Source organism: Commensalibacter communis, from assembly GCF_947179105.1.
GTDB lineage: Bacteria > Pseudomonadota > Alphaproteobacteria > Acetobacterales > Acetobacteraceae > Commensalibacter > Commensalibacter communis.
Genome location: NZ_CAMXCK010000001.1, coordinates 789867 through 807920 on the forward strand (window position 1 = coordinate 789867; position 18054 = coordinate 807920).

Sequence of the window (18054 nt, forward strand, 5' to 3'; positions counted from 1 at the left end):
ATCTTTACTAAATAAAATAGATAAACTGAAAATTTATAAAAATCATAGCAGATTTTCAATAAAAAAGGAAATATTCACATGATATTTCCATGATTAATTTCTAAGAATTCAGCTTGTTTGGTACATTGTTCAAAAGACGCACGATCTGTGCCCGTTAATATCGTAAAACTATCAAGATTTATTAAAGTGGCAAGCAAAGTTTTACGATGGTTTTCATCTAAATGAACCAAAGGCTCATCAAGTAATAAAATGGGTAAATTAATATTTTGACTTTTAATTAACTCTGTCAATTTGAGGATAATTCCTACGAGTAATGCTTTTTGCTGGCCTGTACTGGCTAAATTAGCTGGGGTTTGCGTTTTTTTCTCTATGAATGATACATCGGTGCGATGCACTCCAAAATGAGTAGATTTATTTTCTGCATCTGATATGCGATCTTTTTTCCATTGCTGGCGCAAAAAATCCTCGACGGATAAAGCTGGTTCTTTGGATAAACGATCAGCGATCGGACATTTTAATTTGAGCAGTGCTTCGGGAAAATTACCTTCAACAATCAACGTCTCATTCATTTGTTGTATAAAGAAAATGCGGGTTGCAGTAATCGCTACAGCATGTCTAGCCATTGATTCTTCAATAGCATTCAGCCAGTCAGGATCAAAATTGTTCAGGGCCAATAGTTTGTTCCGTTGACCCATAGATTTTTCATAAGCAAATACTTCTTTGGTATGAAAATGTTCAATCGTAATAATTAAGCGATCTAAAAAACGCCTACGTCCCCCTGCACTTTCTGAAAATAATTGATCCATTTGTGGGGTTAACCAAACAGCAGATAAATATTGAGATATTTCATGCTGGTTACGTACAGGCATTTCATTTAAACGAAATTGTTTTTTATTGGTATTTGGGGTACATCCAGTAGCAATTTCAAAATCATCCATTACGGGATGAGTAAATTGTCCAACGATCCCCCATCCTTGATGCTGATGACCTATCATGCCAAGATCTTCAACACGGCTTTTCCTTAACCCACGACCTGGAACCAATAGGGATAATGCTTCTAAAAGATTGGTTTTGCCGCTCCCATTCGCTCCGTAAACAATTGTTTTTTGAGCTTTTGGCGACCAAACCAATCGATTATAATTTCGAAAGTTGGTTAAGGTAAGACGAAGAAGAGATGTCATCCTTAACGTTATCTAGCAATAAAAATAATAAACATTAAACTCGCATAGGCATTAAAACGTATAAAGCAGATAGATCATCGACATCTCTGACAATGGTCGGTGCTGAGTTGTCTGCCAACACGAATTCTACTTGACTGTCAATTTGATCGGTAATGTCATTCAGATAGCGTGCTTGAAACCCGATTTCAAGAGGCCCACCATCATATTGAACTTGAGTTTCATCAAGTTCTTCTTTGGCATTTCCTTGATCGACACTGCTGGCGGATAAAATTAATGAATTATTATCCAAAGACAATTTGACAGGTTTAGAACGCTCCATACTGATGGCAGCCACACGAGCCACAGCTGTTGCAAAATCTTGTTTACCAACACGTAAAATCTTGGTGTTGTTTTTAGGAATTACACGTTCATATTCTGGGAAAGTACCATCAATTAATTTAGATGTTAATGTAATATCGCCGAATTTAAATTGAATACGTGTGTCAGAAACTGACAATTCAATGATGTCGTTGGCTTCTTCAAGAAGTTTATAGACTTCATAAACAGTTTTGCGAGGAATAATTATGCCTGGGATATTTTCTGATCCTTCTGGCATCATGCTTTCAACTCTTGCTAAACGATGACCATCGGTTGCAACGGCACAAAGTTTTTTCCCCCCCTCGTCTGCTTCCATAATATGTAAATAAATACCATTAAGGTAGTAACGTGTTTCTTCGGTTGAAATAGCAAAGCGAGTTTGTTCAATAAGCTTTTTAAGTGTTTCTGTCGGGATATTAAATTGATGAGGAAAATCGCCAGAAGTCATAGATGGAAATTCATCAACATTTAATACATTCAGACTGGTAGCATATTTACCTGCACGTAAGGACAAAGGCATATCATCATTCGTATGCGTCAATTCAATTTGTGCTGTGTCAGGAAGTTTTCGGACAATTTCATAAAGCACAGATGCTGGCGCGGTAACAGAACCATTTTCTAAAGCCTCCGCAGGAATGCTTTCAACGATTGCAATTTCCATATCAGTTGCGGTTAATGTCATCAGTCCATTTTGTGCTTCGATTAAGACATTGGCAAGAATGGGGATCGTATTGCGTTTTTCTGCAACACTTTGAATATGTGCCAGTGCTTTAAGTAAAATAGTACGCTCAACCTTCAGCTTCATCGACTATGACCTATCTGTAATATGTAAACATTTATAAATATGCTATGAATCTTTACTTAATATCAGGAATTTAGTCAAATTTCTACTAAAAAATGACTAACTTTCTAACATTCGACGTAATAATTCTACATCTTCAGCAAAGGCACTATCCTTTTCAATTAACTCAGAAATTCTGCTGATTGCGTGCATGACGGTCGTATGATCTCTGTTTCCAAATTTGCGACCAATTTCAGGTAAAGAGCGGCTGGTTAATTGCTTGGCCAAATACATAGCAATTTGTCTTGGTCTAGCAACTGCTCTTGCTCTACGTGCAGAAGTCATGTCTGTTTGGCGAATATTACAATGTTCTGCAACTTTTCTTTGTATTTCCTCGATCGTGACACGGCGTTCATGGGATTTTAAGATGTCGTGTAAAACTTCTTGGGTTGCTTCCAGCGTAATTGGACGCCCGAAAAGATTAGCATGGGCAATCAAGCGGTTCAAAGCCCCCTCCAGCTCACGAACATTGGTTGTGATTTTATGAGCTAGAAACTCCATCACTTTGGGAGAGATAACCACGTTGGCAGAGGCTGCTTTTGCTTCTAAAATGGAAATACGCAATTCATACGTTGTTGCATGAATATCTGCCACCATCCCACATCCAAGGCGTGTGCGAAGACGATCTTCTAATCCAGATAGATCAGAGGGTGATTTATCCGCGGAGACAATGATTTGCCTCCCTGCGTCAATCAGTGCGTTGAATGTATGAAAGAATTCTTCTTGTGTATTATCTTTACCGATAAGAAATTGCAAATCATCGATCATCAATACATCAACAGACCTCAGTTCCTCTTTGAATTCAATTGTCGACTGAGAACGAATAGACGCAATAAACCGATACATAAATTTTTCCGCAGACATATAGGAAACAGAAATATTTCCAGCTTTTGCGAGTTCAAATCCAATGGCATGCATTAAATGCGTTTTACCTAATCCAACCCCACCATATAAAAATAATGGATTAAATCCTGGGCTGGATGGACGTTCTGCAACGCGTCTTGAACATGCATAGGCAAATTCATTTGGCTTACCAACAATAAAATTATCAAAGGTAAAGCGTGGATCTAGCTGCGTTTGTAAAGGAAGTTTACCATCGTCTTCCTTGGCCTCAGCGGTGGAAGGTGTAGGTGCAGTAGTCTGTACGGAGGGTTTAACTTGTGCTGGTTTAAGTGTGGTATTGCCTTCCGTTTGTGGTTGAGAAGATGTTGTTGTATCCACGCCTATATTCGTTGAAGAATCTGGACTGGTGATATCTGTTTGTGGTGTTAGCGCCAACTCAACGCGACGGATTTGTGACAGTTCATTATTCCAAAGTTGATTAAGTTTACTATTATATTGTGAACGAACCCAGTCCCGTAAAAAACGTGTTGGCAAGTATAATGTTAATTCGTCTTCTTCAATACCACCCAACGTAATCTGTTGCAACCATGTGCGATATTCGACCTCGCCTACCTCTATTTTTAAACGACTACAGATACGCTCCCAATGAATTTCTAGAATAGATTTCAAGGTTGCTGGATCTGCATCTTTTAAAGATAAAGTAAATTCGTTGGAGTCTTCGGTTAAATCAGACATGGGCTACGATGGCTCGGTTCATGGGTTTAAAGTCAGGTGATGAATGAAATGTATAAGATACACCCGTTCATTTTATTTATAAAGATTCAATTCTTTATTTATTTTTGTTGTGTCATTAGGCAAAAAAAATCCGAAGAATGTTTGACATTCGTCGGCTTCTTTATAAGTTTTATAAACAGATAAATAAAAAGGTAAAACACTTTTTTTTATCTGTTATTTTACTTGTAACACAAGATTAAGCAGTTGCTATGCTTTTAATTCTGTGAGATAGGCGAGAAATTTTGCGTGCAACAGTATTTCTGTGTGCAACACCTTTTCCGCATGCTCTTTGCATTTCTGGTTGAGCATTACGAAGAGCAATGACTGCTTCTTCTTTATTACCAGCAGAAATTGCTTGTTCTACTTTTTTCACAAACGTACGCACTCGTGAGATGCGAGCTTTGTTTCTTTCGGTACGTTTTAAAGTTTGACGTATACGCTTACGCGCAGATGCGATATTCGCCATGGATTTCCTGTTTAACTTTTTTCTATAAATACAAACATAACACCAAGAGGGTGTTATACCAATTAACACCAGATTTTTAATCTCTTATTAGAACTTCGTCAAGGAAAATATCATTTATTTTTGACATAAATCGCAATAAAAACTAGATCTTCCTGTCTGAACTACCCGTTTTATTACGCTTTTCTTTTGTTTTGTCAAACAATCTGAACAGTAATCTCCTTCTTTTCCATAAACCTTCCACTGCATTTGGAAGTATCCTTTTTTACCATTGGCATGAACGTAGTCCCTCATACTAGATCCGCCAGCTTCGATGGCTTGAGTTAAAATGGTTTGGATCGAACCAACAATTTTTTTAATTTCATCCTTATCCAGCGTTTTTGATTCTCTAAGTGGGGAAATTCCAGCAAGAAATAAAGCTTCACAGACATAAATATTACCAAGGCCAGCAATGAGATGTTGATCAAGCAATGCTACTTTGATCGATTGTTTCTTATGTTGTAGGTGCTTCTGCAAATGGAGAATAAGAAATTCTTGGTGAACTTCATCCCCTAAGGGTTCTGGTCCCATTTTACTTAATAAACGATGTGTTTGTTCACTTTCAAATAGATCAATCATCCCAAATCGTCGTGGATCAATGTAGCTTAGTCTTTGCCCCTCTTTGGTAATCAGGGTCAAATGTTCATGTTTCACGATTGGTTCGCCATCAATATTGGGGCGAACAATCATTTTTCCTGACATTCCCAAATGAATTAAAATAGTTTGTTGGTTATTTAGCCCGATTAAGATATATTTACCTCGTCTGGCGAAATGTATCATTTTTTTACGCGTAATCAGTGTATCTAGTTTTTTAGGAATTGGATGACGCAACGTATCACGATGACATTGCACAGATGATATCGTCTGATTGATTAGATTATTTTCTAATCCACGTTTAATTGTTTCGACTTCGGGTAATTCTGGCATAGGTTTTTCTAAAAAGTAGTTTTATGGATATGAACAATAATAACACTCATTCTTCTGATGAAGAAGATCAAGTCACAGATTTTGGATTTCGTAAAGTTAATGAGAACGAAAAATCATCAATGGTAAAGGCTGTTTTTGACAGTGTTGCTTCCAAATATGATATAATGAACGATCTTATGTCTTTGGGAATTCATCGTGTATGGAAACAAATTTTTATTCAAGAATTAGCTCCAAGACCGAATCTAACCCTGTTAGACTTAGCAGGTGGAACAGGTGATATTACCTTTGGCTGGTTAAAACGTGGGGGTGGTCCTGCTTACTTAACAGATGTTAATTACAGCATGTTAAGCGTTGGTCAAAGCCGTGCTTTTGATAAGGGTTATGTCAAGAACGTTAATCTATTTTGCGTGAATGGCGAAGAAATTTGTTTACCAGATCGTTCAGTGGATCGCGTGACGATTTCTTTTGGCTTAAGAAACTGCACACATAAAGATAAAGTTTTGTCTGAGGCACGCCGCGTTTTAAAACCTGGTGGACGCTTTTTGTGCTTAGAATTCTCAAAATTGATTATTCCAATGCTACGTCCTCTATATGATGCATGGTCTTTTCAAGCATTGCCTCGTATTGGTGAGATTATTGCCAAGGATGGTGACAGTTACCAATATTTAGCTGAGAGTATTCGCATGTTCCCCGATCAAGAAACGTTAAAGGGAATGATGGAAGATGCTGGATTGGAACGTGTAACTTATCAAAATCTTTCTGGTGGTATTGCTGCAATTCATTCTGGATGGCGTATTTAATCATTAAAGATTAAAGGTGAATGCGTTTAAATTAATGGAATATGATTTTCCAGTTTAAAGAGAATAAAGATACTTGATCTATAAGAGACAGAAAGTATCTTTATGCATTTTTGAAATGATGCAAATATTGCCGTAATTGTATGATTGTTTTTAATGGTTTAAAAGTCATTTTAACGCATGAATTATATTTTTTTACTGGCAATGTGGTTCAAGTTTATAAAATTAATTTGTTAGATCTGATCGAAAGATTTATAAGAAATCACAATTTAATTATTGCTTTATTTATTGCGCCTGAAAAACCATCCTTATTATGTTGTGGCTTCACAAGGTATGACTATGACTGTTTGTCGTGATGACCAAAAATAAATCAGCAGAATGATATAGAGTGGATTGAAAGAGAATTATGGAATGAAGAAAAATATTCTTTTGATTATCAGCGGTGGCATTGCTGCCTATAAAGCTCTTGAACTTATTCGATTGTTTCGCACCAAAGGAATGAATGTAAAATGCGTTTTGACCAAGGGTGGAGAGCAATTCATTACCCCTCTTTCTGTGCAAACGCTTAGCGGGCAAGAAGTCTATCAAGATCTATTTGAACTGACGAAGACTAATGAAATTGAACATATCACGCTTACACGGCAAGCGGATATGGTGGTTCTTTACCCTGCCAGTGCAGATTTAATTGCCAAGATGACAGTTGGGTTGGCTGATGATTTAGCAAGTGCATTGTTGCTTGCAATGCCGCCCTCTATACCAATTTTGGTTGCTCCTGCAATGAATGTTCAAATGTGGGAAAATCCTGCTACAAAAGAAAATATTGAGAAATTAAAGCAGCGAGGGATCATTTTCGTAGGGCCAGATCAAGGGGATATGGCTTGTGGGGAATATGGATATGGTCGACTGGTTTCTCCAGAAACGATGCTGCAACAGATAGAAGACCAGTTAAATCCTTATCGACCTTTATTAGGGAAAACAGCACTCGTAACCGCAGGGCCTACTTACGAACCCATTGATCCTGTGCGTTTTTTAGGGAATTATTCTTCTGGCCGTCAAGGATATGCCATTGCAGAGAGTTTACGGGACGCTGGGGCTGATGTGACGCTAGTATCGGGACCCGTTTCTTTGATGCCTCCTGAGAATATCAGTGTGATTCATATCCAAACAGCTCAGGAAATGTTGGATACTTGTTTAAAAATAACTCCTGTTGATATCGCTGTGATGGCAGCTGCTGTTGCTGATTGGCGAGCAAAGGAGGTTTCTGATAAAAAAATTAAAAAAACAAGTGATGCAAAAACACCATCTTTTGAATTGACAACCAATCCAGACATTTTAGCAACGATTTCTCAAGAAAATTCTCGTCGCCCCAGGCTTGTCGTTGGCTTTGCTGCGGAAACAAATGATTTGCTAGACAATGCTGATGCTAAAAGAAAGCGTAAAAACTGTGATTGGATTGTTGTGAACGACGTCAACCCAGATACAAAAATTATGGGAGGAGTCGAAAATGAGGTGACAATCTTGTCATCCTCTGGTAAGCAACATTTTAAACGTGCTGACAAAAGAGAGATCGGTCGTTTATTAACTAAAGAAATCATTAAGTTTTTTTAATCATTAAATTATAAGGGGTAACGTTATGACATTACCACCCTTCCCTATTATTTTGGTAAAACGATTGGTTCATGCCAAAGATTTACCATTACCCTCTTATGCAACTGCTGGTGCAGCAGGCATGGATTTATTGGCAGCCGTTGATGAATCCGTGACGCTTTTACCTCAAGAAAGATTACTAATTCCAACAGGATTACAAATTGCATTACCTGTGGGGTATGAATTACAAATTCGTCCTCGTTCAGGATTGGCATTAAAACACGGTATTATGGTTCCTAATTCACCTGGAACGATTGATGAAGATTATCGTGGAGAAGTTAAAGTTATCCTGATTAACACGGATAAAGATTCTTTTGTAATTGAGCGCGGAATGCGTATTGCTCAGGCTGTATTGACCCCCGTTGTGCGCGGCGTATGGCAAGAAACCGACAGTTTGGATGAAACCGAACGATCGAGTGGTGGTTTTGGCAGCACAGGCCATTAAACTGTCATTAAAAATTCATAAGTTTTTGATGATAGAAACCTTGTTTTAAAAAAAAATCATCATTACTTTATTACAAATCAATAATTATATAAGGATAAAGGCGGGTTCAATGGCAAGAGACAATATCCCCGCCAGCGTTGCTGCTCGGGCAAAACCGAATTTATTTGATGTTATTACAATCCTGTGTGTGATCGCACTTGGGGTTGCCATTGCATCAGCAACGCGGCATGTACTACAACCTTTAAATATGCCTAGTGCACAGGCAATTAATCTGGATCCCTCATATCTTCCTGGATATGCGATGCGGACAACATTACGCATGTTTGCTGCATTATTCGCTTCTTTGGTGTTTACGTTTACTTATGCTGTTGTTGCAGCAAAAAGCCGTAGGGCCGAAATGGTGTTGGTTCCTATTCTTGATATTTTACAATCTGTTCCAATCCTTGGGTTCTTAACCTTTACGGTTGTGTTCTTTATGGGATTATTCCCAGGACAAATTCTTGGGGTTGAATTAGCAGCCATCTTCACGATTTTTACTAGTCAAGCTTGGAATATGGCGTTCAGTATGTATCAATCGCTTAAAACCATTCCAGAAGATATGAATGAAGCTGCTAAATGCTTTGGGTTAACCTCTTGGCAACGTTTTTGGAAACTTGAAGTTCCAGCTGCGATGCCTGGATTGATCTGGAACATGATGATGTCTATGTCTGGCGGTTGGTTTATGATTGTTTATTCAGAAACCATCTCAGTTGGTAATACTGAAATCACGCTTCCTGGTATTGGTTCTTATGTAGGAACAGCAATTGTACATAAAGATTTAGCAGCTATTTTCTATGCAATTGGTGCAATGCTATTTGTTATCTTAGCTTACGATCAGTTATTATTTCGCCCCCTTGTGGCATGGTCTGCTAAATTCAGATTTGAAACAACGAGCAGCGATACAGATACAACCCCTTGGTTACTACGTCTTATGCATCGCACCAGTTTTATTCGTTGGATTTCTGATTATATCGAGGGATTTGCGCATAAGATTGCAATTTTACCCATTGGTAGGCGCCCATTTAGACAATCATATTTATCAAAAAATAAGATATCATCTAAAGCAATTGATATGATTTATATCGCAGTCCTATGTTTACTTGGAATTGCAGCAGCTTATTATATTTATCAAGCAGTATACGGACATATTTCCTTCGACGAGGTATTATATGTGGTTGGACTTGGCTTTATTACATTATTGCGCGTTATTGTGATGATTATCATTGCGACGATTATTTGGGTACCAGCAGGGATTTGGTTGGGTTTGCGTCCAGAGTGGGCGAAAAGAACACAAGTCGTAGCACAATTTATGGCAGCCTTCCCGGCAAACTTGTTCTTTCCATTCTTTGTTGTTGGAATTGTTCATTATGGTCTCAACAAGGAAATTTGGCTAACGCCTTTGATGATTTTGGGAACCCAATGGTATATTCTTTTCAACGTGGTCGGTGGTGCGTCTACATTTCCTGGTGATCTTAGAGAAGCATCTAAGAGTTTTCATATTAAAGGATGGCTTTGGTGGTCTAAAGTTATGTTACCTGCAATTTTCCCATACTACATTACGGGGGCTTTGACTGCATGTGGTGGCGCATGGAACGCATCGATTGCAGCAGAAGTCGCAAGTTGGGGAGATAAAACTTTGAAAGCGACTGGTCTTGGAGCTTATATTGCCGAGGCTACAGATGCTGGAAACGTTTTCCAAGTCGGACTGGGCATGGTGGTTATGTCTGCTTTTGTTATTTTATTTAATCGTTTAGTTTGGCATCCTCTTTATGATTTTGCTCGACGTCGTCTATCCTTTTCTTAAGAGGAATTAAAGTATGAATATGCTGAATACTCAAGAAACCTTAATCGAGGTCAAGAATTGTAAACAATCTTATCCTAAAGAGAACCATTCTGAATTGGTCGTGTTGGATGATGTCAATGTTACGCTTAAAAGTGGAGAAATCGTTGGGCTTTTAGGACGCTCAGGTTCTGGAAAATCGACATTATTGCGTATTGTTGCAGGATTATTAGCACCTACAAAAGGTGAAGTCCGATGGAAGGATCAATTATTGTCTGGCCCCGCTGAGGGGATTGCAATGGTCTTTCAATCCTTTGCGCTTTTCCCTTGGTTAACGGTGCAAGATAATGTGCAGCTTGGTCTAGAAGCCAAAGGTGTTCAAAAGAAAGAACGCGAACAATTAGCAGAAGAAGCTATTGATTTGATCGGATTAGGTGGTTACGAAAAGGCCTATCCGAAAGAATTATCTGGTGGTATGCGCCAACGCGTTGGTTTAGCCAGAGCACTTGTTGTGCATCCTGATTTACTATTAATGGATGAGCCTTTTTCGGCTTTGGATGTGTTGACTGCTGAAAATTTACGTACGGATTTGATCGAGCTATGGGTCGAAAAGAAACTTCCTGTTAAGTCAATTTTAATTGTCACACATAGTATCGAAGAAGCAGTTTTAATGTGTGATCGGTTATTGATCTTTTCTTCAAATCCAGGCAGCGTTGCGCATGAGCTGGAGATTACGTTCCCTCACCCTCGTAATCGTGAAGATCTTGCTTTTCGTCAATTGGTTGATAAGATTTATACTTTAATGACGCACCGTGAACCTGCGAAGATTAGTCCAAATGATATTGATGTCAAACAAGCGAATAGTACTCAATTTGTTTCTATTCCGCCAATGTCAATGAACCTCATGATCGGGATGGTCGAAGCTTTGCTTGCAGAACCTTATAAGGGGCGTGCTGATTTACCGAAACTTGCTCAAAGTTTACAGATGGAATTGGACGATCTATTGCCGATTGGCGAAACGCTTCAAATGCTTGGTTTTGCTGACATGGCAGAGGGTGATATTATTCTGACCGAGCTTGGCAAAGAGTTGGCTCATTCCGAAATCGAAGAACGTAAAGATATTTTCAGACGCAGTGTTGTGAAAAATGTTACTCTTATTCGTGCTATTCGCAGCGTGTTGGATGAGCGTTCTAATCATAAAGCCAGCGCAGAGCGATTTAGAGATGAATTAAAAGACACAATGTCTCCAGAATATGCAAGGCAAACGCTCTCCACCATTATTGGGTGGGCACGTTATGCCGAGATATTCGATTTTGATGAAGAATCAGATCAATTCTTCCTTGATGAAGACGATAAAAACGTAAAAGAATAAGTTGTTATTTTTTTAAATAATCAGTAAATTCTTTACGAACTTTAAGCACCTTGGGGGCAATGACTGCTTGGCAATAAGCAGCCTCGGGGTGCAATTCAAAATAATTTTTATGCTCGATTTCTGCTGGATAAAAATGCTCTAATTTAGTAATTTCAGTAACAATCGGTTTATCCCAAATACCTGCTTTCTCAATTTCATTCTTGATTAAAATTGCCGCTTTCTCTTGCTCTTCATCAGCGGGAAGAATAATTGAACGGTATCGTGTGCCAACATCTGCGCCTTGGGCATTTAATGTCGTAGGATCATGTGTTAAAAAGAAAACACGAAAAATGTCTTCAAGCATGATTAAACACGTATCAAAAGTAATTTTGACCACTTCGGCATGTCCTGTTTGGTCAGTATATACTTGTTTATAGGTTGGGTTTTCTGTATGTCCACCTGCATAACCAGGTAAGATTTCTTTAATTCCCTTAAATTGGCTCAACATTGCTTCGACGCACCAAAAGCATCCTCCGCCAACAACAACAGTTTCTAGATTTTCATCTTTCTGATTCATTGTTCATTCCTTAATCTGAGTAATAAAATTGCTTCTTATTAAAAAAATAGCTGTTGAATGATATTTTTCAACAGCTATTTTTAATTATTCAGTTATTTCTTCTTATTTGAAGTGTTTTAATGCTAACTCAACACGTTCTTTATCATGGGTGAGTTGAGTTAACCGTTCCCGACTCTCTTCTATAATTTCAGGTCGAGCTTTTTGTATGAAATTTTCATTCGATAATTTAGTATTTAATTTTGTTAGCTCATCAGCGATTTTGTCTAATTCTTTACTCAAACGTGCCTTTTCAGCATCGATGTCAATAATATCAGCCAAAGGTAAAATAACAGTTGCTTCATTCACGATGGTTTGTGCGGAATCTTTAGGTAAATCACCTTGCAACGGTTCTATTGAATCCACTCGAGCCATCCGTTTGATCGCATCACCCCAAATAGTTGCATAATGTAAGGTATTAATATTTGCATCTTTTAAATAGGCAGAAATAAATTTAGCAGGCGGAACATTCATTTCAGCCCTTAACGTTCTAATGTCGCTAATAAAACGAATTACCCAATCTATTTCTTCTGAAGATTCTTTTGTTTTAACTGTTGCAAATGGAGTTGCATCTGGCCATGAGGACACCATCAATGTTCCTTTTTGACCAAAATTAAATTCATGCCATAATGTTTCAGTAACAAATGGAACCACAGGATGCAAGATTTGTAAAAGCGTTTTTAATACTAGTGCGGCAACGGCTCTTGTTTCTTGAACAATGGATTGGTCTTCGTTTTGAAAAGCAGCTTTTGCAAATTCCAAGAACCAGTCACAAAATTTATCCCAAGTGAAATGATAACAAACAGAAGCATATTCATCGTAACGGAATGCTTCTAAAGCTGAAGTCGCATCCGTAATGGCTTGAGATAACTCACCCAAAATCCAACGGTTTAAAGAAAGCTTAACATCGTTTGTTGAGAAACTAGGATCGTATTTAACCTCATTCATTTCACAGAAACGCGCAGCATTCCAGATTTTGGTAATGAATGAACGATATTCTTCAATACGTTTTTTGCCAAGTTTAATATCACGCCCTGGACCTGTTAATGCACAGACAGTAAAGCGCATCGCATCTGCACCGAACTCGTCAATAACTTCCAAAGGATCAATACCGTTGCCTTTGGTTTTGGACATTTTTTGTCCTTTTTCATCACGAACAAGACCATGAAGATATACCGTCTCGAACGGAATCTCTTTCATAAAATGTGTGCCCATCATCATCATTCTGGCAACCCAGAAGAAAATAATATCAAATCCAGTAATAAGCACGTTTCCAGGATAATACCTGCTTAATTCAGCAGTGTCATTTGGCCAACCCAAGGTTGAAAAAGGCCATAATGCAGAAGAGAACCAAGTATCCAATACATCTTCGTCACGGCGTAAAATTTCTTCTTTGCCATAATGTTTGAAAGCTTGTTCTTTGGCTTCATTTTCATCATATGCAACAAAGACATGATTATCAGGGCCATACCATGCTGGGATTTGGTGACCCCACCATAATTGACGACTGATACACCAAGGTTGTAAATCACGCATCCAAGCGAAATATGTATTTTCCCATTGTTTAGGAACAAATTTGATTTTGCTCGTTTGTACGGCTTCTATTGCAGGTTTTGCTAAAGTCGGAGCATCACAATACCATTGTGTTGTTAAGCGTGGCTCAATAATTGCACCACCTCTTTCTGCATGTGGCACTTGATTGCGATGCGGTTCAGCTTTTTCGAGAATCTCTAGTCTCTCAAGCTCTGCAATAATTTGTTTTCTTGCTTTATCCCTTGGTAAGCCTGCCAATGAAAGAACAAACTCTGTCTTCTCGTTTTCCGATAATTCGCTAATATCAATCGCTGCACTTTCATCTAAAATCGTGATCAATTTAAGATCATGCCTACGTCCAACTTCAAAATCGTTAAAATCATGAGCTGGTGTAATTTTAACTGCACCTGTTCCTTTTTCTGGATCAGAATATTCATCTGCAATGATCGGAATTAAACGCCCCGTTAGTGGTAAGACAATATTTTTACCCACAAGATGTTTGTATTTTGCGTTTTCAGGATGAACAGCAACAGCGACGTCCCCTAACATTGTTTCGGGGCGAGTGGTTGCAATGGTAATAATCTGATCACTATTTTCTATCGGATAATGAATATACCAAAGGTGACCATTAACTTCTTTGCTCTCAACTTCGAGATCAGATACAGCAGAACGAAATACAGGATCCCAATTGACAAGACGTTTATCTTGGTAAATTAACCCTTCACGATAAAGGGTTACAAAAACTCTCTTAACAGCTTCTGATAAGCCTTCATCCATTGTAAAGCGTTCTCTTTTCCAATCAAGAGATGCCCCTAACCTACGTAATTGTTTGGTTATTTCCCCACCAGATTCAGCCTTCCATTCCCAAACATGCTTGATAAATTCGTCACGTCCTATCGATTTACGATCAATGCCTTTTTCGCTTAGCTTACGATCAACAACAAGTTGCGTAGAAATCCCAGCATGATCGGTGCCTGGTTGCCACAATACATCATAACCTTGCATACGCCGCCAACGGATTAAGGTATCTTGTAAGGTCATGGTCAATGCATGTCCCATATGCAATGTTCCCGTCACGTTAGGTGGTGGAATCATAATTGTAAATGGTTTTTTATCTTTTTGTTCAGGATTAGCCGAGAAAAAACCAGACTCCTCCCAAAGGTGATAAAGATCGTTTTCAACAGCGGAAGGATTAAATTTTTTCTCTAACATTGGATAATATGATGCACTAAAATGAGGTGAAAATTAAGATATTAACGGCCAGGTTGATCTTGGGCATAATCATTCATACCCCACCATCTGTTTTTCACAGCGTTATAATACGCAGTATAATCATAATGGGGAACATTTAATTTCAAGTCTTGAGCGGTTAACCGTCCCATGGCAGCAGCAACGTCATAAGAGGCTGTGACCATCGTGCCAAGATTTTGAATAAGTGTTGTTTGTGAGTTTAATAACGTTTGTTGTTGTTGCAGCATCTCCAAAGTCGTACTTGTTCCAACGACGGCTTGTTTTTCAACGCCAGCCAGCGCGACAATATTGGCTGCAATTGCAGAACGATTACTGCCAATTGAAGCTTTTGCGGCAAGGAATTTTTGCCAATTACTGGAAGCTAATTGCGTAGCCAATCGTCTTTGAGTGCTAACTTGTCTATGTGCAGCTTGTACTTGTTGCTTTGCTTGGCGAATGGCAGAATATTCAGAACCACTTTGATAGATAGGCATGGTCATTTGTAATGTGCCCATTTTGCTATCCATTTGGTTCCGACCTACACCTTGGTCTTTCATCCTTTGATATTGTAAATTCGCGTTAACTTTCGGCATAATCTCGGAAATAGCGACATTTACGGCTGCTTTTTGTGAAGCTTCTGTAAACAAAGCTGTAATAACATCTGGATTATTTGAAGCTGCAATAGCGATTGCTTCTTGTTCTGTTTTGACAGGTAGGATTAAAGGTTGTGGTGGCTTCAAATTTGGAGGGGGCGCAATTCCAACAACTTGAGTGTACGTTGCTTCGGCGTCTCTTAGGTTACCATCAGCTGTTTGACGCCTAGCGCGTGCATCAGCAAGAGCAGCCTCTGCTTGGGCTGTGTCTGTGCGTGTAATCTCGCCTAGGTTGAAGCGTTGTTGTGTCGCTTTGGCCTGTTCAGCAAGTATTTTTTCGTTGTTGATATTAATTTGTAATAATTGTTGAGCTTGAATAACGCCAACATAAGCCTTAACAACCCTTTGAAAAACTTTCTGTTCAGTTGAAAGAAGTTTAGCACGTTCTGACATAACTGCATTAACAGCCTGATGCGTTTTAGCGGTTGTTTTACCGCCTTGATAAATAGGTTGTGATATAGAAACTTGAGCTTGATACCCTAGTTGTCCATCTGCAGATTGAATCGAGTCTGCGCCTTGAACTATTTGTCCATTTTGATTGTAATCAGATGACCCGACCGAGGATCCTTTTGTTATAGAACCACCAAGAGATGTCTGAATTGTAGGTCGCCATCCGGCATGGGCTTGGGAAACCCCTTCATCTGTTGCCCTTAATACTGCACGTTCTTGTTGTAACTCTGGATTGGTTAGATAAGCTGTTGATAATGCCTCTTCTAAGGTATGAGGAACAAAATTTGGAGCGCCAGAACCATCATAATTTTGTGCCCAAGCCGCTGTTGTGCTTAACAAAAAACTGAATAAGCTTATACCAAGATATCGACATTTAATCATCACAGCAACTTTCTATCAAATTCTTTATAGTTTTAGTCTTTTAGTTCTTGTAATAAAGGTAGACTTGCATAAAAACAAGAAATTGTTGCAAGACCATTCGTTGTTTTTTCGATTTTTACTGCCTGGCTAGCTTGGTCTTCTTTTCTAAGAACAGTGACAATTCGACCATTTTGTGCGAGTTGATCAATGAGTTTGCTTGGAATTTCAGACACAGCACCATCAATAATAATAACATCAAATGGTTTTGATTCTGGGTATCCTTCAGATAATTTACCTGTATGCCAATGCACACGATCAGCATATTTTTTGCAAAAATCTTGCCCTTGCAAAGAAAGTTCTTCATTTTCTTCAACTGCAAAAATATCGGCTTCTAATAATTGAATAATTGCTGATAGATATCCAGTTGATGCGCCAACAATTAATACTTTTTCATTAGGATGAATATCAGCTAATTGTACTAGGCGTGCAATGACTCTGGGTTCACTTAGAAAGCGATTATGAGACAGGGGTAAGTTGATATCTGCATACGCCATCTCACGTTGTGATGGTTTAACACATTCTTCGCGGGGTAAAGCGCGCATAATTTCGGTAAGTTGTGTATGGTTTACCTCAGCAGGACGAAGTTGATTTTCAACCATATTCTGTCGTGCTTGAGCAAAATCAAAATGAGAGTGATTCATTGTTTCCTAAAATCTTTAATAACGTGCTGTGTTTAAATACCATGAAACCCTTATGAATGAAAAGTAAAGTTTCATACATTTTTTACTTGACCTTTTTAGTATAGTAGATGATATATGCTGTTATCAAGCGTTCATGGTCCGGTGGCAGAGTGGCTCATGCAGCGGATTGCAAATCCGTTTACGGGGGTTCAATTCCCTCCCGGACCTCCATTAACGCTTGATGATTAATCTTGTTTGACTTTGATCCGAGATAAAATAAAATCCCTTAGAAAACTTGGTGCTATTAGATCGATCCATTTTAAGAGTTTGAAAACTTTTGGGAGAATTAATTCTTTTTTACCTTCGGAAATAGCCTCGGTTATTTGCTGAACAGCTTTATCAAGAGGCATTAAAAATGGTTTATCACATTCAAGACGTTGGCTCATTGGAGTATCAATAAATCCTGGAACAACCAACGTAACTTGGATTTTCCACTTTTTTACGGCAAGCCTCAAAGAATCGCTGAATCGAGTTAATCCTGCTTTAGAGCTGCTATAAGCAGTTGCGAAAGGTAAAGAGTGAAAACCAGCGACAGAGCTTATAAATATGATTTTACCCTTGATGTCCTTTTGTATCATATATTGAGCTAACAAATTTCCCATTAAACTTGGGGTAACATAGTTAAGCTGAGCTAAATCATAGAGTGTTTTTTGAGATTCTAATATATCTTGTTCTGCTTTAATATCACCTGACCCTGCGGCGAGGATAGCCATATTAATGGTGAATTTTTGTATTATTTCGTGGAGCATTGTTACCGCGGAAATAGGATTCGTTAAGTCAATCGGGTAAGTAAGAACAATAGCTCCTTTATCTTTACATCGTTGTGCAGTTTCTTGTAATTTTGTATCAGAACGCCCCCATAAAAAAAGTTTAGTTCCCGGTTTGGCGTAAAAAAGCGCGAGCGCTTGACCAATACCACTTGTTGCACCTGTTATTAGAATTGAATCTGATGATTGAGGCAATAGAGTTTCCTTTAATTTATGGTTTTTAA

Annotated in this window: 15 protein-coding genes and 1 tRNA gene; 6 read left to right on the forward strand and 10 right to left on the reverse strand. The window is 38.5% G+C overall.

Annotated elements, in window-relative coordinates; translation table 11 throughout:
* Positions 1-74: 74 nt before the first annotated feature.
* From recF to mutM, 5 genes are all read right to left on the reverse strand, one after another.
* Positions 75-1181 (reverse strand): DNA replication/repair protein RecF, encoded by a 1107-nt coding sequence (recF, locus tag PQG52_RS03710; RefSeq protein ID WP_271827975.1) that lies wholly within the window; start codon positions 1179-1181, stop codon positions 75-77.
* 34 nt (positions 1182-1215) lie between these two features.
* On the reverse strand, positions 1216-2343 hold the full coding sequence (gene dnaN, locus PQG52_RS03715) for a DNA polymerase III subunit beta (RefSeq protein ID WP_271827976.1): 1128 nt from the start codon (positions 2341-2343) through the stop codon (positions 1216-1218).
* A gap of 96 nt (positions 2344-2439) precedes the next feature.
* Positions 2440-3957: a chromosomal replication initiator protein DnaA gene (gene dnaA / locus PQG52_RS03720; RefSeq protein WP_271827977.1), complete on the reverse strand. Its 1518-nt coding sequence runs from the start codon at positions 3955-3957 to the stop codon at positions 2440-2442.
* A gap of 235 nt (positions 3958-4192) precedes the next feature.
* Positions 4193-4462: a 30S ribosomal protein S20 gene (gene rpsT, locus PQG52_RS03725; RefSeq protein ID WP_271788796.1), complete on the reverse strand. Its 270-nt coding sequence runs from the start codon at positions 4460-4462 to the stop codon at positions 4193-4195.
* Positions 4463-4576: 114 nt separating this feature from the next.
* Positions 4577-5425 carry a bifunctional DNA-formamidopyrimidine glycosylase/DNA-(apurinic or apyrimidinic site) lyase gene (gene mutM / locus PQG52_RS03730; RefSeq protein WP_271827978.1) on the reverse strand — a complete coding sequence of 283 codons (849 nt, stop codon included), beginning with the start codon at positions 5423-5425 and terminating at the stop codon, positions 4577-4579.
* Positions 5426-5454: 29 nt separating this feature from the next.
* On the opposite strand from mutM, the gene PQG52_RS03735 reads away from it, so the two are divergent.
* The 5 genes from PQG52_RS03735 to PQG52_RS03755 all read left to right on the forward strand — a co-directional run bounded on the left by PQG52_RS03735 (position 5455) and on the right by PQG52_RS03755 (position 11505).
* On the forward strand, positions 5455-6225 hold the full coding sequence (locus PQG52_RS03735; protein ID WP_271828175.1) for a class I SAM-dependent methyltransferase: 771 nt from the start codon (positions 5455-5457) through the stop codon (positions 6223-6225).
* 408 nt (positions 6226-6633) lie between these two features.
* Positions 6634-7830, forward strand: coding sequence for a bifunctional phosphopantothenoylcysteine decarboxylase/phosphopantothenate--cysteine ligase CoaBC (gene coaBC / locus PQG52_RS03740; protein ID WP_271827979.1), 1197 nt, complete (start codon positions 6634-6636; stop codon positions 7828-7830).
* 25 nt (positions 7831-7855) lie between these two features.
* Positions 7856-8314, forward strand: coding sequence for a dUTP diphosphatase (gene dut / locus PQG52_RS03745; protein WP_271827980.1), 459 nt, complete (start codon positions 7856-7858; stop codon positions 8312-8314).
* 109 nt (positions 8315-8423) lie between these two features.
* Entirely contained in the window at positions 8424-10157 is a 1734-nt protein-coding gene (locus PQG52_RS03750; RefSeq protein WP_271827981.1) for an ABC transporter permease, read from the forward strand.
* Positions 10158-10170: 13 nt separating this feature from the next.
* Positions 10171-11505, forward strand: coding sequence for an ABC transporter ATP-binding protein (locus PQG52_RS03755; protein ID WP_271827983.1), 1335 nt, complete (start codon positions 10171-10173; stop codon positions 11503-11505).
* Positions 11506-11509: 4 nt separating this feature from the next.
* On the opposite strand, the gene msrA is transcribed toward PQG52_RS03755, so the two are convergent.
* The 4 genes from msrA to PQG52_RS03775 all read right to left on the reverse strand — a co-directional run bounded on the left by msrA (position 11510) and on the right by PQG52_RS03775 (position 17024).
* The gene (msrA, locus tag PQG52_RS03760; protein WP_271827984.1) at positions 11510-12061 is read right to left on the reverse strand and encodes a peptide-methionine (S)-S-oxide reductase MsrA; all 552 of its coding nucleotides are present in this window, start codon (positions 12059-12061) and stop codon (positions 11510-11512) included.
* A gap of 102 nt (positions 12062-12163) precedes the next feature.
* A complete protein-coding gene (locus PQG52_RS03765) occupies positions 12164-14842 on the reverse strand; it encodes a valine--tRNA ligase (protein ID WP_271827985.1) in 2679 nt (892 codons plus the stop codon).
* A 41-nt stretch (positions 14843-14883) separates the two neighbouring features.
* Positions 14884-16344 (reverse strand): TolC family outer membrane protein, encoded by a 1461-nt coding sequence (locus PQG52_RS03770; protein WP_271788787.1) that lies wholly within the window; start codon positions 16342-16344, stop codon positions 14884-14886.
* Between the two features lie 32 nt (positions 16345-16376).
* Positions 16377-17024, reverse strand: a complete 648-nt coding sequence (locus tag PQG52_RS03775; protein ID WP_271827986.1) for a protein-L-isoaspartate O-methyltransferase family protein — start codon at positions 17022-17024, stop codon at positions 16377-16379.
* A gap of 135 nt (positions 17025-17159) precedes the next feature.
* Between PQG52_RS03775 and PQG52_RS03780 the strand changes: the two genes are divergently transcribed.
* A tRNA-Cys gene (locus PQG52_RS03780) sits at positions 17160-17234 on the forward strand.
* Between the two features lie 14 nt (positions 17235-17248).
* Here PQG52_RS03780 and PQG52_RS03785 read toward each other — a convergent pair.
* Positions 17249-18025, reverse strand: coding sequence for an SDR family NAD(P)-dependent oxidoreductase (locus PQG52_RS03785; protein ID WP_271827987.1), 777 nt, complete (start codon positions 18023-18025; stop codon positions 17249-17251).
* Positions 18026-18054 lie beyond the last annotated feature (29 nt).